The following is a 24,557-nucleotide window of genomic DNA, read 5'->3' as shown; positions in this document are numbered from 1 at the left end:
GAGTGGGGAGTTAGAAATTTTGAACTAACAACTTTATTAAAGTCATAACTCATAACTCATAACTCATAACTTTATTTCCGGTCTTCGGGATTGGCAGCAACCGCTGGGTCGGGTTCTGCTCTTAACACTGAGTTCGGACCGCCAGACAAGACTGGATTGGGATCAGATAAGGGTACACCTTCTTTAGCCTTTTCCAAACCATAGTCATAGGGTCCCGTAGCTAATACTGGGAGTTCATCAAAATTCTCGATCGCTGGCGGTGAGGTTGTCATCCACTCTAAGGTAAGTGCCCTCCAGGGATTATTACTAGCTTTCTCTCCGTACAACCAACTCCAAATCGCATTGAAGATGAAGGGGAATGTCGAAACTGCTAGTATGTAAGCGCCATAAGTGCAAATTTCGTTGATAAAGGTAAATTTGGGGTCATACTGAGCGACGCGGCGGTTCATGCCCATTAATCCCAGTTTGTGCATTGGTAAGAAGGTCATGTTTAGACCAACAATTGTCAAGGCAAAATGAACCTTACCCCAAAATTCGTTCAGCATCCGTCCCGTCATTTTCGGGAACCAGTGGTAAATTGCCGCATAAATGCCGAGAACACTACCACCAAATAAGACGTAGTGCAAATGTGCAACTACAAAATAGGTGTCGTGAACGTGAATGTCAAAGGGCACTGCTGCCAACATTACGCCACTGATACCACCAATCACAAAGGTGCCAACAAAGCCCATTGCGAATAGCATGGCACTATTGAGTTGGATTTTTCCACCCCACATGGTTGCTAACCAGCTGAAAATTTTAATTCCTGTGGGTACGGCAATGATCATGGTGGTGATCATAAAGAACATCCGTAACCAACCGGGGATACCGCTGGTAAACATGTGGTGTGCCCAAACAATTAGCCCCAGAAAGCTAATGGCAAGAGAGGAATAGGCGATCGCTTTATAGCCAAAAATCGGTTTGCGAGAATGCACGGGGATAATTTCTGAAATTGCCCCAAAAAAGGGCAAAATCATGATATATACCGCTGGGTGAGAGTAAAACCAGAACATATGCTGGTAGACAACTGGGTCACCACCGCCAGTCGGGTTAAAAAATGTTGTTCCAGCAATTAAGTCAAAGGAAAGCAGAATTAGACCTGCTGCTAACACTGGCGTAGATACCAAAGTCAGTGCCGAGGTAGCAAACATTGCCCAGCAGAACAAGGGCATTTGGTGAACCCCCATACCGGGGATACGCATCCTGAGCAATGTGACGAGGAAATTGATTGCCCCTAAAATCGATGACGTACCTAGTAGGAGGACGCTCATAATCCAAATTCCCTCACCTACTTGACCTGTTACCAAGCTCAGGGGAGGGTAGGAAGTCCAACCCGCATCCGGTGCATCGCCTACCACTAAACTAGTGATCAACAATAAACCCGCAGGGGGAATCATCCAAAAGGCAACAGCATTCAAGCGCGGGAATGCCATATCCTTGGCCCCAATCATCAAGGGGATGAGGAAGTTAGCAAAACCTGCACCAGCTGGCACGATCCACAAGAAAATCATGATTGTGGCGTGCAACGTAAATAAGCTGTTGTAGACTTCAGGGGTGACAAAATCGACTTCAGGGGTTCGCAGTTCTGTACGAACCAAGTCAGCCATCACGCCACCAATGCAGTAGAAAATGAACGTAGTGACTAGGTATTGAATCCCAATCACCTTATGGTCGGTGTTGAAGCCAAAGTAGTCTTGCCATTTTCTCCCTGGTTCCTCAAGAAGGGCGGGGATATTGGCAGTTTCTTGCAACTGAGCTTGGGTCATAGTCATTAGTCATTAGTCATTAATCATTAGTCATTAGTCATTGGATTTTGACTAATTAACAATTGACTAATGGTGAACTTGATGGAGGATTTCTGGCTGAATTCCCATGTCCTTGGTGTAAGGGGCGAGAAATTCATTTGGGGATAGATCCGCAGGGTTAACAGCAACAGCTTGATTTAGCGTTTCTTTGCTGGCAACTAGCTGCTCTTGCTGCCATTTATCAAAGGCTTCTTCTGTCTCAACTACTACTGATGCTCTCATAGCTCCGTGATATGGGCCACAAAGTTCAGCACAAATCAGGGCATAATCGCCTGCTTTTTTGGGTGTGAAGCGAATCTCGCTTTGTCTACCAGGGATGGCATCTTGTTTCAGGCGGAACTCTGGCACCCAGAAGGCGTGAATGACATCGTTGGCTGTCATATTGATTTGCACTTCTCGCCCGATGGGGACGTGCATTTCACTTGTAGTTATACCAGTTTCAGGATAGGTGAAAATCCAGGCATATTGTAGACCTGTGACGTTGACTTGCAATTCTGGTGGTTTGTCTGCTTTATCAGGACTGCCCCCAATTGTCGGAGCAACACTACCTACACCTGGGGCATTCCGCAGTTGGGGAATTTGGTCAGCATTGCGGACTTCTGCAGTAGCTGGGTCTTGCATTGCTTCATCAGATTTTTCTTGATTGAGGTTGGGTTCGGTGCTGGGAGGAGTATCGCTTAAAGTTGCAGCCATAGCACTTCCTGGCATTGTCATTGACTCCTGATTCATCGGTGCTTCATGGATAGCATGGGGATCGAAGCCACCGATTTCGTTGTACACATCAAAACTGTAAACAGAAATACCGATAACGATAATTGCTGGGATCGCCGTCCAGAGAATTTCTAGAGGTACATTGCCCTCAACTGGTGGGCCGTCTTCATTATCACCTGCACGCCGACGGTATTTAAATGCAGAGTAAATTAAAATACCTTCTACGAGCAGGAATATACCTGTAGAAATAATCATCATCGCATTGAACAGACCATCCACTAATACGGCTTCATCTGTGGCTGCTGCTGGCAACAGACCGTGATTTTGACCGTACCAAAGGCTGGCTAGCGTTAACACGATGCCAATGAGTAATGTCCAGATTGAACTTGGAATCTTCACGGCTTACTTAATTTAATTTACTACGTTATCTCAAAGCTACTCACTTACTAAGGTAGTCTAGGCCAGAAGGCATGGAGTCTAAAGGTCTGAAATTTTTATTAATTTTTTTGACTATTTTACTAATTTTGGGTAGAAGGTGACTATCAAATACTGCCAAAAGTAGATGTAAATCAGTGTAAAAATTTAGGATGCTTAAATTAATTGTGATTAATCAATTTTTCACATCTTGAAAAATACCTAAAGCTTCAGGCAAAACGTCGCTAAAGTGATTCAAAGTATAAGTGAGTGCTAATCTATAAACCTTTAGCCTATACGCTAGGGTGAAGATGGGACGCTAAAAGAAAATTGAAAATTTTAAGAGATCCACCAACAGCGGGCAGAAGGTATCGTTAATGAGCGAATTTGTCCTACAACAACAAAATGAAGCGGCACTTCAGCAGCAAAAGCCCAAGGAAATGATTCGGCGCTTGGTGTGGAAAATGTGCATAGCCACCTTAATTTTGATGGCAATAGGCAGTGCCACCCGCGTGATGAATGCTGGACTTGCTTGCCCAGACTGGCCCTTATGCTATGGCGAACTCGTGCCAGCCAAGCAAATGAATCTCCAGGTGTTCCTGGAGTGGTTTCACAGATTGGATGCAGCTTTAATTGGTGTAAGCGCGATCGCACTCTTCGGTTTGTCCTGGTGGCATCGTCGTTTCTTACCCTCTTGGCTGCCTTGGGCATCCACATTCGCCCTGTTTTTAATCGTCTTCCAAGGTATCTTGGGGGGACTTACCGTTACCGAACTGTTGCGGTTTGATATCGTTACCGCTCATTTAGGAACGGCGCTGTTGTTTTTTACCACCCTCCTGGTTATCGGCACAGCACTTACACCTTATCAGGGGAATGGAACCGTTGGTAATTTACCTTGGGTCGGTTTAACTGCCGCTGTTCTGGTTTACCTGCAAAGTCTGCTAGGTGCTTTGGTAGGCTCTCGCTGGGCGCTACACCAATGCCTTGGCGGTTCTCAACTTTGTACTGTGATGTACAGCCATATTGCTGGTTTGGTGCCGCCAACGGTAACAACCTTGGCAATGGTATTTATCTGTTGGCGTACACCAGCACTACATCCAGCCTTGCGGCGACTGGCAAATATGGCTGGTGCGTTGTTGAGCTTACAAATCTTGTTGGGATTCGCTACTTTCAAATTACATCTCCAAGTCGAGCCTCTAACCGTCTCTCACCAAGCTATAGGAGCTACTTTGCTGGGTACTTTGGTGGCTTTCACAGTTCTCGCACTGCGTGACTCAGTGAGTGCTGAGTCACGTTAGCGGATAGCTATGGTTTAGCCCGTGCTGAGTCACGGGTAAGGAATGAGGGAGATGAGGGAGCAGGGAAAGCAAGGGAGGTAGGGAAAGAATTCCTAACTTTTAACTCCTAACAGACGCGATTAACGCGTCTCTACTCCTAACTCCTGTACAGACGCGATTAATCGCGTCTCTCCTAACTCAGCACTGATGGAAGGCGCAACGGCGAGTATTGCGACCCACGCAGGTGCAGAAAATCTGTGTTTTCGTTTGCCTGAAAGAGCCAGCTTGAGCGGGGGCTGCATATAAGTTGTTAAAAAATAAGGAACCAGAGCCAAAATGATTGAGACTAATGTCTCTCGCCACCACGAAACATTTTTACAGGTAATTCAAAGTTACTACCAGCTAACGAAGCCTCGGATTATTCCGTTGCTTTTAATTACCACGGCTGGGAGTATGTGGATTGCTGCTAAGGGAGAAGTAGATCCATTGCTGTTGCTAGTAACTCTCACTGGTGGCACAATGGCTGCTGCAAGCGCCCAGACGATTAACTGTGTCTATGACCGAGATATTGATTATGACATGGAGCGGACGCGCCATCGTCCCATGCCTTCGGGTAGGGTGCAGCCGCGCGATGCTCTAATTTTTGCGATCGCACTGGCGACGATTTCCTTTACACTCCTAGCAGTATTTGCCAACCTGTTAGCCGCCCTGCTAGCGTTCTCTGGCATCGTCTTTTATATTTTGGTCTATACCCACTGGCTGAAACGCCACAGCACCCAGAATATCGTCATTGGTGGGGCCGCTGGGGCAATTCCGGCGTTAGTGGGTTGGGCTGCTGTCACTGGCACATTAAGCTGGTCAGCATGGTTAATTTTTGCCATTGTCTTTTTGTGGACACCACCCCATTTCTGGGCGCTAGCTCTGATGATCAGGGACGATTACGCAAAGGTTGGGATACCAATGCTACCTGTAGTTGAAGGTGACACAGCAACAGTGAAGCAGATTTGGTACTATACGTTGGTCACTGTAGTTGCAACCCTGTTATTGGTTTATCCTTTGGGCGCAAGTGGAATTCTTTATGCTGCGATCGCCCTAATTCTGGGAGGATTATTTATCCACAAATCTTGGCGTTTGTTGCAAAATCCAGAGGATCGCACTGTAGCTAGAGAGTTGTTTCTCTATTCCATCTCCTACATGATGCTGTTGTGTCTGGGTATGGTAGTGGATAGTCTTCCCGTTACCCATCATCTAATTAGTGCAGGGATCAATCAGCTGCATCTATTAATCGGCTAATTCTTAGCTAAGGATTTCAGCATCCAGAAATCGGGTTTGAGAAAAACCCGGTTTCTCCAAGGCGCGTAGGGGTAGCCCACCGAAGGAAAATTTAGCCGTTAAGGGGACTGCCTTGGCAATAAATGTTACCAGTATCGACCATCGAAGAAGTCCTGGAATCTTTACTGATTTTATACCGCGTTCCGAAGATTGCCGTACTCGGCATCGTTTTTTTATCCCATAGTCATACTGTGGACATAGATATACCAAGTTCTGGACTCTGATAAAAGTTGTCGCAACGCAGTCAGTCGAGTGATTGCATGTGTATAAAAACTGCTGACCTCTGGTAGCGATCGCATTCAGCCAAGAGTACTCAAATGCCGACCCAAGTCATATCCTCGCATGACCAAACCACGACGCACGATCAAATTCCAGATGGCTGCATAAAAACCTTAACTAAGTGCCATTCTATTGTAGGGTGTGTTATGCCGTAGGCTAACGCACCTTGAATCGTTGACGGTGCCGTACTCTCATAGATAACGCCCCATACATTTAAATTTCTTAACATAGCTTGAAATATTAGCGCCGACTTATTTAGATTCTGTATCGCATTACTTCAATTGGCGTTAGCTATAGCTATGGAACTGAGTCAGAATTGAAAACTCATCGTGCTGACTTGATTGCCTATTCTGCGAGTCATATTCCCAAATTAATCATTCGTAATTCGTAATGGGCTACGCCTAGCTGCGCTAACATCTGGTTCTATCTGAATTTAGCTTGGGTAGCGTCTTTCTTTTAGTGTCATCTGTATTTATTAATAAATTATGAGAATTATTTGCAATTGATTAGTTATTTCCTGTAATGTTTATTCTCAAGTAGCTGATACTAAATTTCATCAAGCAGCAAATAGCATCTGCTTGATTGAGAGAAAGTAGCAGGTGGAGAGCAGGTGTAGGGGTATAAAAGTGGTATTGAAGCAAATATTAAAGATTGTTTTGGTCACAAGCTCTATTTGGTTCTGGGTTGCAATAAGCGTAACGGCTACTGAAGTAAACAAACAAGCACAGGGTAAATCTGTTGGAGCGGCACTACTCAATTCTAAAACGACTAGAGAGATTCCAAGACTAGGTGAAGTAGGATTTCCTAGCACCCTAGCTCAACAGTTAGTACAGTCCCCAGCACCTCAAACAGCGCCGACTCAGAAGTTGTGCAAGTGACGGGAGTCAAGGCAAATCCTACCTCTAAGGGTGTGGAGATTATTTTACAGACTTCCATTGGTCAACAGTTGCAAGTGGTAAACCGCAGTGCTGGCAATAGTTTTATCACTGATATTCCCAATGCTCAACTGCGTTTGCCGTCAGGCGATGCATTCACATTTGATTCAGACAAACCAATTACGGGTCTTAGTAAGATAACGGTAATAAATCTGGATGCCAATACTATCCGAGTAACGGTAACGGGTGAGGCGGGTTTATCTATTGTTGAGTTGTTTGATAGCAATGAAGGTTTAATCTTCGGGTTAACACCAGTTACATCTTCAGCACAGACACCACAGCAACCGCCAGCACAACAACAGCCGGGAACTCAAACCAAGCCAGAGCAACCACCTAACTCACAAACTGATGAACCGATTGAATTGGTGGTGACGGGGGAGCAAGACGAGTATCGTGTACCAAATGCCTCCACTGCCACTGGAACTGATACCCCGATCCGGGATATTCCATTCTCAATTCAAGTAGTTCCTCAAGAGATAATTCGAGATCAGCAAGTCACACGCATAGAAGAAGCGCTCCGCAATGTCAGTGGTGTAACTTACCAAGGAAGTGCAAGCAACAGGAGTGGTGCAAATTTCACCATCCGAGGGTTTACTGATGCCCCAATTTTGCGCGATGGATTTAGACGGTATGGCGTTGTTGAAGCGCCTTTAGAAGTAGCGAATTTGGAGCGGATTGAAGTACTCAAGGGTCCGGCATCCATCTTGTATGGTGCAATTGAACCCGGAGGATTGATTAACGCGGTGTCCAAGCAGCCCTTGTCCCAGCCTTTTTATGAAACAGAATTACAAGTGGGAAGCCAGGGTTTTGTCTGACCCCGCTTTGATTTTTCTAGCCCCTTAAGCGCTGATGGGAAAGTACTCTACCGCCTGAATGGGTTGTACCAGAGATTGGACAGCTTTAGCAACTTTGACCAAGAAGATCGGCGAATCTTCATTGCGCCTACACTTACCTGGAAAATAGACGATCGCACCGATTTAGGAATTTCGTTGGAATATATTGACAATAATCGTCCAGCTGATTTTGGTATCCCGGCTATTGGTAATAGGATTGCTGATCTGCCACGCGATCGCATTGCCACCGAACCTAGTGACGCGGTGACAAATCAATATCTAAATATTGGCTATAACTTAGAACATCGCTTCAGTCGGAATTGGAAATTCCGCAATGCCTTTCGCTATTCCTCTTTTAACTATGATTTCAACGTTGTTGCCCTTCCCCTTTCTTTTGATGAGGCAACAGGTACAGTGAATCGCTCCTTTGCCTCCCAAGAAGGACAGGACGATAACTATACCCTGCAAGCCAACGTCGTGGGTGAGTTTGCTACGGGTTTTATCAATCACACTCTTTTATTCGGTGCAGACTACATTCATAGTGCTACGAACGTTTTCACGGTGCTTGATTTTACTCCCCAACCGTTGAATCTTTTCAATCCAGTTTACGGGGTGGCTAAACCCAATGAGGATACATTACCGCCCTTTGGTGGCAATGATACAACATCCAATCGCTGGGGATTCTATCTGCAAGATCAGATTTCGCTGTTCCAAAATTTAAAGCTGTTAGCAGGCATCCGCTACGACACCATAGAATCAAAAACAGTCAACCTGCCAGGGCAGGTGATACAACCGGGTGAAACGACTCAAAATGATGATGCTTTTACCCCGCGTGTGGGAATTCTTTACCAACCGAGCAAAGCTGTATCTTTATACGCTAGTTACTCAGAATCTTTCACCCCCAATACAACAAATACAGCAACTGGTGAACCCCTGGAACCGCAACGGAGCAAAGGGTATGAGTTTGGCGTCAAAACAGAATTGCTAGACGGTAAACTGTTTGCCACCTTGGCATATTTTGACATCACCAAACAAAATGTGTCGGTCACAGATCCCAACTTCCCGCTTGCATCGATCGCATCTGGAGAACAGCGCAGTCGTGGGATTGAATTTGATGCCGCAGGAGAAATATTGCCGGGATGGAAGATAATCGCTGACTACGCCTACATTGATGCTGAAGTCAGTGCTGATACCAATCCCGAATTAGTTGGCAATAGGTTATATGGTGTTCCCGAAAATAGTGCCAGTTTATGGACAACTTATGAAATTCAGCGCGGTAATTTGCAGGGTTTAGGCTTGGGATTTGGATTTAATTATGTTGGTGAAAGACAGGGGGATTTAGCTAGTAGCTATCAGGTAGATAGCTATTTCACAACCAATGCAGCGATTTTTTATCGACGCAATAATTGGCGATTTGGCCTTAACTTCAAAAATATTGGTGATGTCAAATACATTGAAAATGTAACGAATCAGCGAAGCGGAGCCAACAATTTTGGCGAACCCTTCACGGTGATTGGCTCGGTTTCGGTGCAGTTTTAACCCGACCCTAACCTTCCCCGATGCCTTAGAGAGGAAAGCAGCCAGATTTCTTCCTATCAATCCATCGGGGCGATTGAGGGGGTAGTTAGAGGAAGTTTCAAGACAGTCCACCATCCGCTATAACTGCTATTTTGTCAGGCTAATTCATAAAATATGACTCAAATTAAGACAAAACTCACAGGTGTTCCGCGTACTATGCTGATGACTACTCGCGCGCGGGTGGATGAACATCAATGCGAGATTGGTGCATTGTTTCGTGATCCTAAAGTGTTTGAATGATGGCAAGCGATCGCCGTTGCTTGTCAACCAACACCTCAACCACCAATAGGGAATCAATCCACTGCAAGTGAAATCTCAGCAACTGAGCTAGATAATCAGGAAAAAGCTGGTTTCAACTCAGAAATTTATCTGCTGGCAAATCCTGATGTTGCTAAATCGATTCAAGAAGGAAAATTCAAATCTGCGTTAGATCACTATGAAAAAGTAGGGAAGTCTGGCAAAAATCCCGAAGGAGAAGCGATTGAAGGATACTTCACAGGGACTAGTGGCAATGATACAGTGACTGGCTTTGGTCAATCTCCTGCTCTGACTGGCGTAAACTTTGAAATTGTATCAGATCAGAAGGGTTCGTTTCCCATCCGTCCGAAAACTTTGGGCGTTAGTGAGGTGGATACCTTAATTGCAACCAAAGGTTCAAACAATGAATTTCTCCTGGGTAGCTTCATCACTGTTGTTAATCCCAAAGCTGAACCGTTTTATGTCGGTAAAGGAGATGCTGATTATGCTCGAATTCAAAATTTCACTAAATCTAAGGATGCAATTACCTTGGCAGGGCAACCACAACAATACAAGTTTGAAACTGTAAAAGGAAACTTTCGCATTTTAACTGCTAGCGGTGATTTAATTGCGATTGTTGAAGGCATAGATAAGCTTGAAGCAGGCAAAGTATCCAACAAACAGTACGGAATGTTTCCCTTAAAATAACCTGAGAAAGTATTAATTACTATGAGCAAACTATCCAAACCAAGTGCCCTCAACGACATTAAAATCGAAACTGTTTTAGCTCGACTGCACGCAGAAGCTGATAAGCAATTTGGTGGATTGATTCTCCACTATTTGCCTAAGCTTCCAGGCTTGTTTTTAGGTAAAGGCATTCAGTGGGATCAGACAAAAACTGAATTTTACAACGATAAATACATTTCCATTGAAAGGGATCAAGGGGAATTAATGTATTTGATAGCCCGTTCGATTAATGCTAAAACAATTGTTGAGTTTGGCACTTCATTTGGAATTTCCACCATATATCTAGCTACTGCTGTGAGGGATAATGGCGGCGGCGTTGTTATTGGCACGGAAATTGTGCATGAAAAAGTCATACAAGCTAGAAAAAATATTGCCGAAGCCGGACTAGAAACCTATGTGGATATTCGAGAAGGGGATGCTCTAGAGACACTAAAAACCTTAAATCAAACAGTTGATTTAGTCTTGATTGATGGCTGGACACACTTAGCCTTGGATGTGTTAAAAATTATAGATCCGTTGATCCGACCGGGCGGAATCATTATTTCTGATAATGTCAATACCTTTAAAGATGCACTGAAATCCTATGTTGAGTTTTTGCAAAACCCTGCTAATGGTTATCGAACATCTACTTTGAATTTGAAAGGAGGCACAGAATTTTCTGTCAAGGTTAAGGAAATATCATGAAAATTAAGCAGTTTTTTTCAAAATGGTCAAGAACAATTCATCGATGGGTTGGGCTTTATTTTGCTGTAGTCATTGGAATTTACTTAATAGAAATAATTGCTCTTCCATCTGTTTTCAGTTCTGGCTTACCTACAATTGACGAGAAACCACCTACTCAAACCGTTGTAAAAAATACCAAATCTTTACTTTCTCTGGAACAGGCTTCGCAAGCATTAATCTCTCTGCACCCAGAGGGGATTAATACGCTAGAAGACATTGATGAAATTGCCTATCTACCAACTTTAGGCGTTTATCGATTTGAAAATCAAAAACGTTTGTTTGAATGGTATATCGATGCTCATAACGGTAAATTAGTAAAGTATGGCTTCAACTCCACCGATTTTTTAGAGGATCGAGGATTGCTGGGATGGTTTGCTCCCTGGATTCACGATCTGATTGAAATGTCCTTTTTGTTTTTGATGTCAACACTGGCAGTTAGCGGTGTTTATCTGTTCATTTATCCATTTCTAGTAAGGAAAAATTCAGAGATTAATTCAAGCCTAAAGGAAACCCTTTAAGTCGGGCAAATCCTCGTTCTTAGATACTCATCTGTGTAAGAGGATGTCTGAGAAGTTAAAAATATCATGCTGGAAGCAATAGCCAAGTGTTGCATCTCATCAACCCACGGAAAATTGCGATTCTTCTCTTCTCTACGAGAGGCTACGCCAACGAGACGCTACGCGAACGCTCCCCTTTGTTACGCTCAGAATGACAAATTATATTTTTCGTACACTTTTTAGACATCTTCTAAGCAGGAACCGCTTGTTTCAAAGATAAGCAAGGCTCAGTTTGATTGGTAATCAAATTTCGTTGAAAGTAATCCTAATCCCGGTTTACTAGCAGCGGATTTCAGTCCCCAGCCATTTCCAAGTAGCGAGAATGAATCCAACCAGGACGATCAGTAAGCTTTACCCATTCGCGAGAAGACTTAGTTACTCTGACATTGACATCATGTTGGTAAGGAATGTTACCGATTTTTGGATAACTAGAACTAGGGCCAGAGCGGATGGCGACTCCAATTGGGGCAGTTACCAACACTGTGCAAACAGGTTTAATACCTGCTCTTAACCGACATAGTTGTTCTGCTGGGGTTTGAGCTTGAGTAGCAATGGCTGGTACAGTTCCACTAGTTGCAATTAGTGTTAAAAATGCTAAAGCAGTCAGTTGTTTGTTGAATTTCATTATCGTTTTCTCTATATACTTCTATTTAAAATTCAACTTTTGGGTGCAAATTTACGTAAAAACCACCATTAGTTTATAAAAGTTCATTGCTAGCATTGCCGTGATGATATGGTTCAAATGGCGCATCGTCGTAGCGTTTATTTGCAGTAGCAGGCATTGTAATAGTGCTAGGATCTAGAACATGGGCTGCTTGTACCTTTTGAGTTGTTGTTGTGGAAGACAACAACTTTATCTTAATTATTGGTATTGGGTTTGACAGCCAAATAAATCTTGCAGGCGTTGGATTTGGAAGTTGAACAGGCTCGGTAAGCTGCAAAAATAGCCTCTAATTCAAGATATATCAACAAAAATAAACAGTATTTCTAAATATCCTGGCTATCTTCGGTTCCCACAATTTTTAATTTTTTCTATGATTTCTCTGTCTCCCACTCTTCAAACTAGGCTCTCCCAACCCTTAAAAATTGGCTCATTTGAGGTAAAAAGCCGGGTTCTCCAGTCGCCTCTATCTGGGGTGACGGATATGGTGTTTCGCCGTCTCGTGCGTCGCTATGCGCCAGATTCGATGATGTATACCGAAATGGTGAATGCTACGGGGTTGCATTACGTCAAGCAGTTACCCAAAATCATGGAGGTAGACCCCAATGAACGCCCAATTAGCGTTCAACTATTTGATTGCCGTCCAGATTTTCTGGCAGAAGCAGCAATCAAGGCAGTTGCCGAAGGTGCTGATACTGTTGATATTAATATGGGTTGTCCGGTAAATAAAATCACTAAAAATGGTGGTGGTTCTTCGTTGTTGCGGCAACCAGAAGTAGCAGAGGCAATTGTGCGGGAAGTGGTAAAAGCTGTTGATGTCCCTGTGACAGTAAAAACCCGTATTGGCTGGAATGACAACGAAATTACTATTCTCGACTTTGCCAAGCGGATGGAAGATGCAGGGGCGAAAATGATCACAGTACACGGACGCACCCGCGCCCAAGGATACAATGGCAATGCCCGTTGGGAATGGATTACCCGTGTAAAAGAAGTGCTTTCTATCCCAGTGATTGGGAATGGAGATATTTTCTCTGTTGAAGCAGCAGTGAGATGTTTAGAGCAAACTGGCGCTGATGGTGTGATGTGTTCCCGTGGAACTTTGGGTTATCCGTTTTTAGTGGGAGAAATTGATCACTTCCTGAAAACTGGGGAGATATTACCGCCACCAACCCCAATTGGGCGTCTGGAATGTGCAAGAGATCATTTACAAGCCTTATGGGAATATAAAGGCGATCGCGGTGTGCGTCAAGCCCGTAAGCACATGACTTGGTATGCTAAAGGTTTCGTTGGTGCTGCCGAACTCCGGGGACAGTTAAGTGTAGTTGAAAAGGTAGATCAAGGTTTGGCAATGATTGACCAAGCAATAGAAAAACTGGCTAATGGTTATGAATTAGAGGAAGAAGCACAAGGTAGTTTAGTAATGTTTTAAAAAATGAATATTACAAAAATTTCCTTGATTACTGCATATATTGTGTATTTAACTAATCAATGTGGAGGCTTGCAATGTTAGTTTCCAAACACAATGAGATTGTATCTATTCCCGAAATCCACTCTTTAGAAGACTTCATCGCAAATCCTCCAGACGGGATGGAGTGGGTGGATGAGCAACTGATAGAAAAAACAGGGATGACATTAAAGCATAGTGAAATTGAAGTTAATCTAAGTTTTTACTGGAGAAGTTACATCAACACCAATCAACTAGGTGGGAAAGTTTACACTGAAGTACCTTGTCGCACATCTAAACAGGGCCGGCGTCCTGATGTGGCTTATCTGACGTCTGAATTGGTAGCTCAATTTGGCAATGTTCCCACTTTGCCACAGAGTTTCCCACTAATTGCTGAGATAGTTTCACCCACCGATTTAGCTGAAGAATTATTTCTCAAAGCGCAGGAGTATTTACAGTCCGGTTGTGAGGAAGTTTGGCTAGTATTTCCTGAAAGTCGGTTAGTTTTGGTTATGACTAATAATCAGGTTTGCGGGTTTAAAGCTGGTGATGTGGTTAGCTTTTCAAAAGTATTACTGGGTTTTAGTGTAGCTGTAGACGAATTGTTGGGTTGAAAAGGCGATCCATCTAATAGTCCTGCTATTGGTAATTTTGTCATGAGTGTTGGGCGATCGCCCCCCAGTCAGGAGTCCACGATAAAGCGATCACTTTATTTGGGCTTTTGCCTAATCAAACGGCAAGCAGCTAAGTACAGCTCACCATAAATGAGGTACGGAATTCGTTTTTTGAATTAAACGTGTCTAGTAGCATCACAGTTTTTATTTCCGACCCCTTTTTGCGGTGACGTGTACTAAGGCAAGCAAATAATCGTCCATGCTGATTGCACAGGGCAGTAATGCGTTAATGATACTTTGAAGTTTGTGAAAAGTTTCTCGCTATCATCTGCGTGAATTAAAAAACTTTGATCAAGTTCGGGCTATGGTAATAAAGTTTTAGTAGGAGCGTTGAGCTTGGAGTTTTCTCAAAATAGTACAATAGTACTAAAAAGTGGTTGATATGCAAATACGGTTTAAATTTCACCCTGAGAAAGCTGTTGAAGCGGCATCTTTGTTTTTAAAGCTTCATGGTAAACCTATGTCATATTTAGGTTTGCTCAAGCTGCTTTACATGGCAGATCGGATTGCTTTAGAACGTTTAGAGCAGCCAATTACTGGCGACCGATATGTATCAATGAATTATGGCCCCGTCCTTAGCCGTGTCTATGATTTGATCAAGGGCTTAGATGTTGCTGATGCCAAGGATCTATGGTCAAGGTATATTTTCTCACGCGATCCTCGCTATAAAATTTCTGCTAACTATACTGTTTCTCTGCGGGAATATCCGGGAGACGATGAGCTTTCCGAGGCAGAAGTGAAAATCATTGAACAGGTCTATGCAAAATATGGATACATAGATCCTTTTGATTTAGCGGAAACAACTCATTTATTTCCAGAATGGGTAAATCCTTATGGAAGCGCCATTCCTATATCTGTTGAAGAAGTTCTCAAAAATGTAGGAAAAACTGATGAGGACATAGAGCGTATCCGCGAAGAGTTTGAAAGAGAAGATTACTTAGACTGGGTGTTGAATGGCTAGTAATATTAGTCCTATAAACCTTGGAGATGCATTCCTTTTGGACACACCGCCAAATGGAATGCATTTATATATTGTTGTTGTTGCAATAGATGAAAACAAGTATTTATTTTTAAATGCTAGTAAAAGGCATCCAAACTCAGACACATCATGTATTTTAAAACCTGGATTAAGCGTCCCTAGCTTCATAATTCAGGAGTCAGTCATAGCTTATAATTTTCCTAGAGAATATAGTGAAAATGACATTTTTAGACTAATCGATTCTGGTGTGTGTCAACCAAAAGGGAAATGCTCGCCTAACATTCTTTATCAAATACAGATGGGTGGGGTGAAATCTGAGCAGATAAAAAAGAAATACAAAAAGATAATCAAAGCCCATCTTGGCATACCTGACGAGCAGGTATAAAGTTTCAATCCCTAATAGGGATTTTGGTTAATTGCAATGTTCTTCCTGAGTTTCATGGGGAAACTTCAAGCGCTCGTTTCAATCCCTAATGAGGATTTTGGTTAATTGCAATAGATTCTGTCTGGCTGTTTCCTAATCGTGAAGGTGTTTCAATCCCTAATAAGGATTTTGGTTAATTGCAATTGAGCAAATGTATTCCACTCTCTCCATTCAGTGCAATCTCTTTTAGTTGGGCGATCGCTTCGGCGTATTCATCCGCAAATGTATTCCACTCTCTCCATTCAGTGCAATACTGGCTTCTGAAAGCGCTGCTGTATTTGGTTTTCAAGGTTCAATTGCGCGAATGAACGAATCATAATACAGGGAATAGTGATATTACAAGATGCTAAACGCTGAAAACCACTCCCCATAAGGTGCGCGGATGGGTTGAAAGTACTATTGCCCTCAAAGTCTTGTATAGATGGAGCGTACAGTCTTTTTTACCCCTTCCCATTTTGTACACCTACCCATCCGCGCATTTGGCAAGAAAATTAGTCTAGTTACTGATCGCTACCTCTATCAAAATAAGCGATCGCCTAATCCTTGCATACCTTAATTTACCAAGTCTGGGAATACCTGTTGTACAGCAGGATGCACTAAGCGGTGATTCTGCACATTCACACCCTTAGCCAATGCTGGGTTAACTTCCAGTGCCAAAATTCCCAAATTCGCCAACTGGACGACATAAGGTAATGTACTATTATTGAGTGCTTGAGTTGCTGTCCAAGGTACTGCTCCTGGCATATTGGGAACGCCATAATGCACCACACCTTCTTCAAGGTATACCGGATTTGTGTGGGATGTAGGGTGTAAAGTTTCTATGCAACCGCCTTGGTCAACCGCTACATCAACTATTACAGAACCAGGATGCATTTGTTTGACCAATTCGCGGGATACTAGTATTGGTGCCCTGCGTCCTAGTACTAAAACTGCACCAATGAGCAAATCGGCTTCTTTGACTGCGGCTTCAATATGAGCAGAGTTGCTGTAAAGCAATTCGACTCTAGAGCCAAAGAGGGTTTCTAGGTAAGATAAGCGCTCGACACTTACATCTAAAATCTGGACGCTAGCACCCACGCCTACAGCAATTTTAGCTGCTTCTGTGCCGACAACGCCGCCACCGAGAATTACTACTTTACCTGGTTTAACTCCAGGTACACCGCCCAAAAGCACTCCTCTACCACCTTGCTGACGTTCTAGGAATCTGGCCCCAAATTGTACTGCTAGCCGACCGGCAATAACGCTCATGGGGGTGAGCAAAGGAAGTCTGTTAGCACCAGGTTGTTCTACAGTTTCGTAGGCGATGGCACTTGTGCCACAATCAATTAAATGCTCTGTCAATTTGCGATCGGCTGCTAAATGTAAATAAGTAAATAATATCTGCCCTTTCTGCAAAAATTTATACTCAGATGTCAGCGGCTCTTTGACTTTAACAACTAATTCCCGATTCCAAGCCGTTTCTGATGTGGGGACAATCTCGGCTCCAGCACTTCTGTAGTCGTTATCTGAGAATCCAGCACCATTACCTGCTTGCGTCTCGACGAAGATGCTATGACCATTTTCTCCCAGCACCCGCACACTAGAAGGACTTAACCCTACCCGAAACTCTTGATCCTTATTTTCCTTGGGAACGCCGATTTCCATATACCGCCTCTGATAATTTTTTTGTTTAACTCTAGCCTGCTAATTTCAAGCTTGCTACTGATCTATTCGAGTAGCTGTATTAGAGATAGCTAATCTCTGGACTCAGTTTCTCAATTTCATCTGAGTAGCCCTAAACTCTTACCCTTGACTATTGCTCCAGTATTTATACAATATATAAAGAATAATAACAATTTATTAAAACAGTGATTGTATAGCTGCCTACTAGGAAGCTTTTGCTGAATTTCTCAAGTCATCAAGGCATTCAAGCACTGCAACCAGATCATAAGTTGCCGAAGTAGGGTAAAAGTTAAAGGAAAAGAACGGGTCAATTTCTTTAACCTTTAGCGCTTATCCCCTAGAACTGCTGTAAAGTCTAATATCAAGTCCCGTTTGGCGAAAAAAGGTTTCTTAAAAATGACACAAACACAACCAACGATTACACCTAAACTAGTGGAGCCGAAGTTTGGCTTTAACGAATATGCTGAACGCTTGAATGGTCGAGCCGCAATGATTGGCTTTGCTTTGATGCTGGTGATTGAATATGTCACCAATCAAGGGGTGCTATCATGGCTGGGTCTGAAGTAGTGCCACCAACAAGCCCAAGGTGGAAGTTGTAAGCTAGTAGTTAAAATTTCAACCAGCTGGAACAAGCAGTTGGTTTTGACTTTAACAATTGAAAGCGAAGTACTTCGCCCTAGATAGTTTAATTAAACTTATTCCTAAATTATTGCCCTAGAATGTAAGCAAGAGAGGAATCGAAATATTTATTAGTGACTGAAATATCAATAGACTTGCAATTACTACAGCACGGCAGAAATCAAGCCCCCATCTTAATTAACAAGACTTGGGGCAAAATCCCCTTGTTAAAGTTAGGCAAATTTTTGCCATTGTCTACTATTATATGCAAGGCGATTAATGAGTATACTTCCTCCCCTACTAAAGAAAATCATATAGTGTTTGCCTTGGATGAGAAAGGCAAATTACGGGTGAGGTATTCTTGGTAAATATACACGAAAGGTGAACTGGAACCAATCAAGCTGTGATGAATGCTGTATTACCTCGTTTTTTAAAGTTAACCTACCGAAAAGAGCCACTAATCAGTGTATTAATGACGATGGGCGTTATGGATGCCCTGATTGGCGGATTGAATGATAGCTGGTCGTTGTTCGCTTTTGGTTTAGGAACAACAGGCATAGCGCTAGCCTTTAAGTTGTGGCGTTTCCAGCAGCGCCGTCCTCTACCAGAGGAGCCTGTAGTGCAACATTATTTGCCCTCTCGTTCTTCTAGTCCGCCTTTACCAATGTTAAGCGTTTCTAAGAAAAAACCACCTCTTTAGGGAGTGCAGAGTTATTACTTAATAACTCTGCAAAATTGATTGGCTAACCGTATATATAAAAGTGAGGAAAAAGAGTGAGTAGTGAGGGAAGAGGTGGGGGTAATTTTCTGGGGCCATATATTATCCTGGCATTTATGGCAGCTGTTGCCCTTCCAGTGATTACTTGGGAAGGGTTTTACATTCATCAAGCTCATGCTGCTATTGAAATAACACCAAATTCCCAAACTACCAGCAGCTTTGCTAATGCCCAACTACTTTACACACTCAGAGGACATAGAGGAACTGTTAAATCTCTAGCTTTCAGCCCAGATAGCAGAATTCTTGTGAGTGGAGGTGCAGAAAATGAGGGTGTAATTCGCCTGTGGAATCCAGTAAACGGCAAAAAATTGGCGGATATTAATAAAGCACACCAAACAGCCGTAGAATCTTTAGTGATTTCGCCAGATGGGCAAACCCTCGCTAGCTGTAGTGATGACAATACGATTAACCTCTGGAACCTAAGAAATTTAAAATTTAGTCGTTCTTTTGTTGGACATACCAGTAACGTATTATCTTTAGCGGTGTCTCCTGATAGTAAAGTTCTAGTCAGTGGAGCTTTGGATGGGATTCGTCTATGGGATTTGCTACAGCAGCGCCCTCTAGGGACTCTAGTAGGCTTTGATAATTTAATTTATACCCTAGCCATTAGTCCTGATGGGCAGACTTTGGCTAGTGGTGACAATAAGGGTGTAATCAAGCTGTGGAATTTGAGTACTGGTAAATTAATCAGTGAATTTGTAGCTCATTCTAATACTGTTAGCGCTGTTATCTTTACACCAGATGGAGAAACATTAGTTAGTGCAAGCCGCGATCGCACAGTCAAACTGTGGAATATTAATACTGGAGAATTAGTCCGCACCCTTACAGGACATAATAACTGGGTGAATGCGATCGCCATTAACCCCGATGGACAAACCCTTGCTAGTGCCGGCAAAGATGGGATTAAATTATGGAATTTAACTACAGGTGAGTTACTAAATACACTAAGTGGACATACAGACTGGGTGAGTGCGATCGCTTTTAGTCCAAATGGTAAAATTCTTGCCAGTGGTGGATTTGATCAACAAATCAAGATTTGGGGAACTCCACGAAAACCTAATTAATAGCGAACACTAGAACCCCGACTTTTTTAATAAGTCGGGATATGAATATTGAGCAAGCAGTCTTGGAGAAATTGCGCCAGCTACCTATAGATAAGCAGCAAGGAGTGCTTCGCTGCCAAAGAAAATCATGATTTAGGCGTGGTAAAATATCTCCGAAAACGGAGGGATGTCTGCGTAAAGTGTGGCCGCTGGACACGAAAAACAAGGGTGCAGTTGTTCTCTTTGAAGCAAAGTCACAGAACCATCTGCAAAAGATGATCGATAGATTTCCACTTGTCAAGGTTGATTACGTTGACTACCAGATATTTCCGGTCGCACCGTATCCAGCATTCAGGAAGAAGTCCTAATCCAGAAGTGTTGAATGTTAAAAGAATATTAAACTCTTAGGTTTTTTTGAACCTTATGGATTGGCGAAAAAAGAACATTTTGAAGCTCATTTAAGCCTATTTCCTTCATTCAATGTCAACAATCAGACTTAAATGACTTCTGTCTATCTTAGAGGATGTTTTAAAAGTCCCGAAAGGTATAATTTTGCAGTTTTGCACTGGGTTAAATGCAACGCAAAATCAAGGTTGCGCCATGTACTGAGATGCTTTGCTGTACTAACTATGAGAGCAAAAGAACCTTTTTTTACATTATTATAGTATATAAGTCAAACATTGTCTACATTTTTCTATAAAAGTTTAAAAATTTATCAATACCTTGTCCTTTAGGACAAGGTATTGCAAGCATTTACCGTGTTTGCTAAACTTTGGCCTTGCCTTTTTAGAGTTTTTATAGTACAAAATCAACCAAAGCTCAAATAAAATTTTTCCAGAACTAGGCAAAACCAATGATGGTAGCAACCAAGAGCGATCCCCAAATGTTGAAGAACTGTGAATACTTGATGAAAATACAGCCGAGCTAACATCTTATCTAGCATATTACTGTAAGTATAAACATAGGTAATTTGAAATCATCTATGCAGCTACTTGCCCTCTACAATTGGAACAATTTCTGAACTTAGACAATCTTAGAAATGGTCATCGTCAGAAAATGCACTCAGGTAAAACTTACTATTTCGTCTGAAGCAAAGGTTTGTAGCGCTCAAGCGCTACTCGAAACATTGGACAACTTGCTACTTAAATGATGTTTAATTTTCCCGATCTGCTTTTGATCCCCATTTCGATAGAATGACTAGGCAGAACCCTAAAACTCAAAATCGCTTTTGACTGCGACGCCCATGAATCAACTGAACAATGGTTTTACGATATTTCTAAGTCTGCTAGTCGAGGCGATGCCTTTTTTGCTTCTTGGGGTTTTATTCTCCAGTTTGCTGCTGTTTTTTGTTGATGAGCGCAAATTAGTAGAAAAAATGCCCAAAAATCCCCTGTTGGGTGCTTTAGTTGGCAGCATGATCGGCTTTTTATTTCCAGTGTGTGAGTGCGGGAATGTACCGGTAGCGCGGCGGTTTCTAATTCAGGGAGTACCCACACCAGTGGCAATTGGTTTTTTGCTAGCAGCACCAACAATTAACCCAGTTGTAATTTGGGCAACTTGGACAGCATTTCGAGATCAGCCAGAAATAGTCGTTTTACGAGTCGTATTTTCCCTAGCAATTGCCACAATTATCGGTTTTGTTTTCAGTTTTCAAAAGGACTTAAATCCCATAGTCCAACCTGCGATCGCTCGGTATATGAAGTTTAATCCACCCGCACAGCCTGAAACCAAACGCCGTGGTAAACGTTACCAAGTACAACAGCAAGAAGCGATACCAAATATCTTGCAATCCGGGACTTATATCTTAGGAGGAAAAACAGGTGTACCTCTGCGGATAGATCCTAATTTGGTACAGGCGACTACCCCAATTTCTAATACCAATAAACCCCTTGCAGATAAACTGCGTCTAGTGGTAGATAATAGCATCCAAGAATTCCGGGAATTAGGCGGAGTGATGATTTTAGGAAGTGCGATCGCTGCTGCTATTCAAGTGCTAGCCCCACGGGAATTAATTCTCAGTTTGGGTGCTGGGCCTATTAGCTCGATTGTGGTCATGCTGATATTAGCAGTAGTGGTGTCAATTTGTTCTACAGTCGATTCTTTCTTTGCCCTATCTTTTGCCTCAACCTTTAGCAGTGGTTCTTTATTAGCATTTCTGGTGTTTGGCCCAATGATTGACATCAAAGGCATTGGTTTGATGTTATCCATTTTTAAACCCAAAACTGTTTTTTACTTATTTGCTTTAGCGGCACAATTAACATTTGTATTCACTCTTTTCATGAACTTGCATGTTCTTTAAAAAATTAGTCATCTATCTTTTATTCTCTGCTAATAACCAATGCCCAATAACTAATGGCTAGCAAAAATCCCAAATCTAAAATCTCAAATCTGTTACTCCTTTGGCTGGATGCCCTAGCAATTACAGCTTGGGGTATTTTGATGTTGAGATATTGGCTAACTAACAAGCTGAACCTATTGATTCATCCAAATTACATTTGGTTAGTGGTTGTAACTGGTATCAGCTTGATCATTATTGGTTTTTTCAAGATGCAGGAACTTTGGCTGCGGCGTCGCCCTGATGTTATGCCAAATACCCAGCATATTAGTTTATTTCCCCCTGGTTGGGGCAGTTCTGTGTTATTAATTGCAGCGATTTTGGGTTTCATCTTTACACCGCAAGTTTTTGCTAGTGACAAAGCACTCCAAAGGGGTGTGACAGCTGATTTATTGGGAACTACACGCGTCAAACCGCAAGCCTTTCGGGCTACTGTTCGTCCAGAGGAGCGATCGCTTGTAGACTGGGTACGCACTGTCAATGTCTATCCAGAGCCAGATACATATACAGGACAAAAAGTCAAGGTGCAGGGATTTGTCATCCATCCGCCAGATATAGGAAAAGAATATTTGTTCTTAGCCCGATTTGTCTTAACTTGCTGTGCAGCAGATGCTTACCCTGTGGGATTACCCGTTAAACTGCCAAACAATCAAGAACCTTACTCCCCTGACACTTGGCTGGAAGTAGAAGGACAAATGCTGACAGAAAATCTGGCAGGTAAACGCCAACTTACCATTGCCGCTACCTCTCTCAAAAAGATTCCTCAACCACAGAATCCTTATAGTTATTAGTTATTTCTCCAATGCCCAATGCCCAATGCTTAACGACAAATGACTAAATCTAAAGCATTTATCGAACCACTGGATCGGATAGCGATCGGACTGATGCTACTGCTGAGTGTGCTGATTGGGTTAATAATATTGCAAGGTGACGTGGTGACTGCTCGTGTTCGGGACTTTACCTGGCAAAATCAACAAATTGGGGCAGAAGATAACTCCTTCACCCTCACCTTTAGCCGCCCAATGGAAATAAAAAGCGTAGAGGATAACTTGAAAATCGAGCCACCCCTAGCAGGTAAATTCAGTTGGGCTGGGCGGCGGATGGTTTATACACTCGTGACACCAGCCCCCTACGGCACGAATTATAAAGTGCAGTTACAGGGAGCGAAAGATAAGTTTGCAGAGGAAGAAGGCAAAAATCGGGTGATCCAGCCCTTTGTTGGTAGCTTCCGCACACGCGATCGCGTCATTCTTTACATAGGAACCAATCAAGAAGAACAAGGACGATTAGTTCTTTACAACTTAACCCAAGAGCAAAAAAGGATACTTACCCCCAAAGACTTGATAATAATGGACTTTGAGTCGTTTCCAGATGGGGAGAAAATTTTATTTTCGGCTCGTGCCGCTAAGAACGAAGACTTACTTTCAGCTCAACTGTACACAGTGACAACAGGCGTTTCTGGTAAATCTGGACAACAAGCAGAGCCAGGAGGTAAAGTTGACCTAACTTTAGATAGTAAAGATTATCAAAACCTAAAATTTGACTTATCACCTGATGGGCAAACTATTGTCATCCAACGGGGAAACAAAACTAATCCCGGCGACTTTGGACTATGGTTTATGCCAGCAACCAGCGACGGTTCAGCAGAAAAAACCACCCCTAAACGTCTGAAAAGCCAACCGGGGGGAGACTTTATGATCACGCCAGATAGTAAAGCTGTAGCAGTTGCCCAAGGACAGGGAGCAGCAATTCTACCACTGCAAGGTGATGCCAGTAAACCCCTAGATTTTCTGCCGCAGTTTGGTTTGGTACAGGCTTTCTCCAAAGATGGCTCTCAAGCAGCGATGGTAAAGTTTAATACAGATTACACACGAGATTTGTTTTTAGTGACAAACCAAGGTGTGCAGAAACAACTATTAAAAACAACAGGCTCAATTCTCAGCTGCCAATTTGACATCGCCTCACCCACTCTTTACTGCTTGCTGACACAGTTAGTATCCAAGGAACAATACATAGAACAGCCTTATGTAGTGGCAATTGATCTGAAAACTGGGCAACAGAAACCACTGCTAGTACTGCCTCCCGATCAACGGAATGTGCAAATGAGTTTATCTGCCGACGGTTTGGGCTTGTTATTTGACCAAGTAGTACCGCAGACAAACTCAACAACATCATTACCCACAAACACTTTGAAAACTGATGATGGAGATGTTATTGCTACCAGTAGCCTATGGTTAATGCCTCTGTTGCCCATCGCTGATGCTGCGACTGTGGAAATTAGACCAGAACAACTCCCCTTAGCTGGATTTCATCCCCGATGGCTACCTTGACCGAATAATTCGTAATTCGTTTTGGTAGGGTGGATTACGCCAAAGGCTAACGCACCGCTTTACTTAAATTTTAGTATTCGAGTGGTGGGTTACGGCTAACGCTTAACCCACCCTACAAAAAACCTTGAGGTATAGAAAGTAG

General features: G+C 42.8%; 24 protein-coding genes. 18 read left to right on the top strand and 6 right to left on the bottom strand.

The window, feature by feature from the left end; genetic code table 11:
- Positions 1–71 precede the first annotated feature (71 nt).
- Positions 72–1,805 (bottom strand): cytochrome c oxidase subunit I, encoded by a 1,734-nt coding sequence (gene ctaD, locus V7K40_RS06865; RefSeq protein WP_334957951.1) that lies wholly within the window; start codon positions 1,803–1,805, stop codon positions 72–74.
- Positions 1,806–1,871: 66 nt separating this feature from the next.
- The gene (locus V7K40_RS06860; RefSeq protein WP_334957949.1) at positions 1,872–2,954 is read right to left on the bottom strand and encodes a cytochrome c oxidase subunit II; all 1,083 of its coding nucleotides are present in this window, start codon (positions 2,952–2,954) and stop codon (positions 1,872–1,874) included.
- Positions 2,955–3,346: 392 nt separating this feature from the next.
- On the opposite strand from V7K40_RS06860, the gene V7K40_RS06855 reads away from it, so the two are divergent.
- Entirely contained in the window at positions 3,347–4,267 is a 921-nt protein-coding gene (locus tag V7K40_RS06855; RefSeq protein WP_334957947.1) for a heme A synthase, read from the top strand.
- A gap of 315 nt (positions 4,268–4,582) precedes the next feature.
- Positions 4,583–5,539 carry a heme o synthase gene (locus tag V7K40_RS06850; RefSeq protein WP_334957945.1) on the top strand — a complete coding sequence of 319 codons (957 nt, stop codon included), beginning with the start codon at positions 4,583–4,585 and terminating at the stop codon, positions 5,537–5,539.
- 3 nt (positions 5,540–5,542) lie between these two features.
- Here the strand turns inward: V7K40_RS06850 and V7K40_RS06845 are convergent, their stop codons facing one another.
- Positions 5,543–5,788, bottom strand: a complete 246-nt coding sequence (locus tag V7K40_RS06845; protein WP_334957943.1) for a hypothetical protein — start codon at positions 5,786–5,788, stop codon at positions 5,543–5,545.
- Between the two features lie 695 nt (positions 5,789–6,483).
- On the opposite strand from V7K40_RS06845, the gene V7K40_RS06840 reads away from it, so the two are divergent.
- The 6 genes from V7K40_RS06840 (at position 6,484) to V7K40_RS06815 (ending at position 11,428) form a co-directional block, all read left to right on the top strand.
- The gene (locus tag V7K40_RS06840) at positions 6,484–6,735 is read left to right on the top strand and encodes a hypothetical protein (RefSeq protein ID WP_334957941.1); all 252 of its coding nucleotides are present in this window, start codon (positions 6,484–6,486) and stop codon (positions 6,733–6,735) included.
- A complete protein-coding gene (locus tag V7K40_RS06835; RefSeq protein ID WP_334957939.1) occupies positions 6,726–7,607 on the top strand; it encodes a TonB-dependent receptor plug domain-containing protein in 882 nt (293 codons plus the stop codon). Before V7K40_RS06840 ends, V7K40_RS06835 begins: the two co-directional genes overlap by 10 nt.
- Before the next feature lie 63 nt (positions 7,608–7,670).
- A complete protein-coding gene (locus V7K40_RS06830) occupies positions 7,671–9,164 on the top strand; it encodes a TonB-dependent siderophore receptor (protein ID WP_334957937.1) in 1,494 nt (497 codons plus the stop codon).
- 558 nt (positions 9,165–9,722) lie between these two features.
- On the top strand, positions 9,723–10,148 hold the full coding sequence (locus V7K40_RS06825) for a hypothetical protein (protein ID WP_334957935.1): 426 nt from the start codon (positions 9,723–9,725) through the stop codon (positions 10,146–10,148).
- A 21-nt stretch (positions 10,149–10,169) separates the two neighbouring features.
- Positions 10,170–10,871, top strand: coding sequence for a class I SAM-dependent methyltransferase (locus tag V7K40_RS06820; protein ID WP_334957933.1), 702 nt, complete (start codon positions 10,170–10,172; stop codon positions 10,869–10,871).
- Positions 10,868–11,428, top strand: coding sequence for a PepSY domain-containing protein (locus V7K40_RS06815; RefSeq protein WP_334957931.1), 561 nt, complete (start codon positions 10,868–10,870; stop codon positions 11,426–11,428). The genes V7K40_RS06820 and V7K40_RS06815 overlap by 4 nt, the downstream gene beginning before the upstream one ends.
- Before the next feature lie 331 nt (positions 11,429–11,759).
- Here V7K40_RS06815 and V7K40_RS06810 read toward each other — a convergent pair whose 3' ends face one another.
- Entirely contained in the window at positions 11,760–12,092 is a 333-nt protein-coding gene (locus V7K40_RS06810; protein ID WP_334957928.1) for an SH3 domain-containing protein, read from the bottom strand.
- A 73-nt stretch (positions 12,093–12,165) separates the two neighbouring features.
- Positions 12,166–12,315, bottom strand: a complete 150-nt coding sequence (locus V7K40_RS06805) for a hypothetical protein (RefSeq protein WP_334957926.1) — start codon at positions 12,313–12,315, stop codon at positions 12,166–12,168.
- 186 nt (positions 12,316–12,501) lie between these two features.
- On the opposite strand from V7K40_RS06805, the gene dusB reads away from it, so the two are divergent.
- The 4 genes from dusB (at position 12,502) to V7K40_RS06785 (ending at position 15,610) form a co-directional block, all read left to right on the top strand.
- On the top strand, positions 12,502–13,557 hold the full coding sequence (gene dusB / locus V7K40_RS06800; RefSeq protein ID WP_334957924.1) for a tRNA dihydrouridine synthase DusB: 1,056 nt from the start codon (positions 12,502–12,504) through the stop codon (positions 13,555–13,557).
- 74 nt (positions 13,558–13,631) lie between these two features.
- On the top strand, positions 13,632–14,186 hold the full coding sequence (locus V7K40_RS06795) for a Uma2 family endonuclease (RefSeq protein ID WP_334957922.1): 555 nt from the start codon (positions 13,632–13,634) through the stop codon (positions 14,184–14,186).
- 442 nt (positions 14,187–14,628) lie between these two features.
- Entirely contained in the window at positions 14,629–15,207 is a 579-nt protein-coding gene (locus V7K40_RS06790) for a Panacea domain-containing protein (RefSeq protein WP_334957920.1), read from the top strand.
- The gene (locus V7K40_RS06785; protein ID WP_334957918.1) at positions 15,200–15,610 is read left to right on the top strand and encodes a hypothetical protein; all 411 of its coding nucleotides are present in this window, start codon (positions 15,200–15,202) and stop codon (positions 15,608–15,610) included. The genes V7K40_RS06790 and V7K40_RS06785 overlap by 8 nt, the downstream gene beginning before the upstream one ends.
- A 591-nt stretch (positions 15,611–16,201) precedes the next feature.
- Here V7K40_RS06785 and ald read toward each other — a convergent pair.
- The gene (ald, locus tag V7K40_RS06780) at positions 16,202–17,293 is read right to left on the bottom strand and encodes an alanine dehydrogenase (protein ID WP_334957915.1); all 1,092 of its coding nucleotides are present in this window, start codon (positions 17,291–17,293) and stop codon (positions 16,202–16,204) included.
- Positions 17,294–17,707: 414 nt separating this feature from the next.
- On the opposite strand from ald, the gene V7K40_RS06775 reads away from it, so the two are divergent.
- From V7K40_RS06775 to V7K40_RS06750, 6 genes are all read left to right on the top strand, one after another.
- The gene (locus tag V7K40_RS06775; RefSeq protein WP_273762065.1) at positions 17,708–17,878 is read left to right on the top strand and encodes a chlorophyll a/b-binding protein; all 171 of its coding nucleotides are present in this window, start codon (positions 17,708–17,710) and stop codon (positions 17,876–17,878) included.
- A 457-nt stretch (positions 17,879–18,335) separates the two neighbouring features.
- On the top strand, positions 18,336–18,629 hold the full coding sequence (locus V7K40_RS06770) for a hypothetical protein (protein ID WP_273762064.1): 294 nt from the start codon (positions 18,336–18,338) through the stop codon (positions 18,627–18,629).
- 74 nt (positions 18,630–18,703) lie between these two features.
- Complete coding sequence (locus tag V7K40_RS06765; RefSeq protein ID WP_334957913.1) at positions 18,704–19,771, top strand: WD40 repeat domain-containing protein; 1,068 nt, start codon at positions 18,704–18,706, stop codon at positions 19,769–19,771.
- 1,222 nt (positions 19,772–20,993) lie between these two features.
- Entirely contained in the window at positions 20,994–22,049 is a 1,056-nt protein-coding gene (locus tag V7K40_RS06760; RefSeq protein WP_334957911.1) for a permease, read from the top strand.
- Between the two features lie 53 nt (positions 22,050–22,102).
- Positions 22,103–22,876, top strand: a complete 774-nt coding sequence (locus V7K40_RS06755) for a TIGR03943 family protein (RefSeq protein WP_334957909.1) — start codon at positions 22,103–22,105, stop codon at positions 22,874–22,876.
- Between the two features lie 39 nt (positions 22,877–22,915).
- A complete protein-coding gene (locus V7K40_RS06750) occupies positions 22,916–24,415 on the top strand; it encodes an Ig-like domain-containing protein (RefSeq protein WP_334957907.1) in 1,500 nt (499 codons plus the stop codon).
- Positions 24,416–24,557 lie beyond the last annotated feature (142 nt).

It is taken from the genome of Nostoc sp., assembly GCF_036917195.1.
Lineage (GTDB): Bacteria > Cyanobacteriota > Cyanobacteriia > Cyanobacteriales > Nostocaceae > Nostoc.
Note: the sequence above shows the minus strand (reverse complement) of the source record. Positions and strands in the feature narration are given on the sequence as shown.

Coding starts and splice junctions, on each gene's coding strand:
- ctaD (WP_334957951.1), bottom strand. CDS start 1,805: ATGACCCAAGCTCAGTTGCAAGAAACTGCCAATATCCCCGCCCTTCTT.
- V7K40_RS06815 (WP_334957931.1), top strand. CDS start 10,868: ATGAAAATTAAGCAGTTTTTTTCAAAATGGTCAAGAACAATTCATCGA.
- V7K40_RS06770 (WP_273762064.1), top strand. CDS start 18,336: ATGAATGCTGTATTACCTCGTTTTTTAAAGTTAACCTACCGAAAAGAG.
- V7K40_RS06760 (WP_334957911.1), top strand. CDS start 20,994: ATGAATCAACTGAACAATGGTTTTACGATATTTCTAAGTCTGCTAGTC.
- V7K40_RS06820 (WP_334957933.1), top strand. CDS start 10,170: ATGAGCAAACTATCCAAACCAAGTGCCCTCAACGACATTAAAATCGAA.
- V7K40_RS06775 (WP_273762065.1), top strand. CDS start 17,708: ATGACACAAACACAACCAACGATTACACCTAAACTAGTGGAGCCGAAG.
- ald (WP_334957915.1), bottom strand. CDS start 17,293: ATGGAAATCGGCGTTCCCAAGGAAAATAAGGATCAAGAGTTTCGGGTA.
- V7K40_RS06795 (WP_334957922.1), top strand. CDS start 13,632: ATGTTAGTTTCCAAACACAATGAGATTGTATCTATTCCCGAAATCCAC.
- V7K40_RS06855 (WP_334957947.1), top strand. CDS start 3,347: ATGAGCGAATTTGTCCTACAACAACAAAATGAAGCGGCACTTCAGCAG.
- V7K40_RS06790 (WP_334957920.1), top strand. CDS start 14,629: ATGCAAATACGGTTTAAATTTCACCCTGAGAAAGCTGTTGAAGCGGCA.
- V7K40_RS06785 (WP_334957918.1), top strand. CDS start 15,200: ATGGCTAGTAATATTAGTCCTATAAACCTTGGAGATGCATTCCTTTTG.
- V7K40_RS06850 (WP_334957945.1), top strand. CDS start 4,583: ATGATTGAGACTAATGTCTCTCGCCACCACGAAACATTTTTACAGGTA.
- V7K40_RS06810 (WP_334957928.1), bottom strand. CDS start 12,092: ATGAAATTCAACAAACAACTGACTGCTTTAGCATTTTTAACACTAATT.
- V7K40_RS06755 (WP_334957909.1), top strand. CDS start 22,103: ATGGCTAGCAAAAATCCCAAATCTAAAATCTCAAATCTGTTACTCCTT.
- V7K40_RS06750 (WP_334957907.1), top strand. CDS start 22,916: ATGACTAAATCTAAAGCATTTATCGAACCACTGGATCGGATAGCGATC.
- dusB (WP_334957924.1), top strand. CDS start 12,502: ATGATTTCTCTGTCTCCCACTCTTCAAACTAGGCTCTCCCAACCCTTA.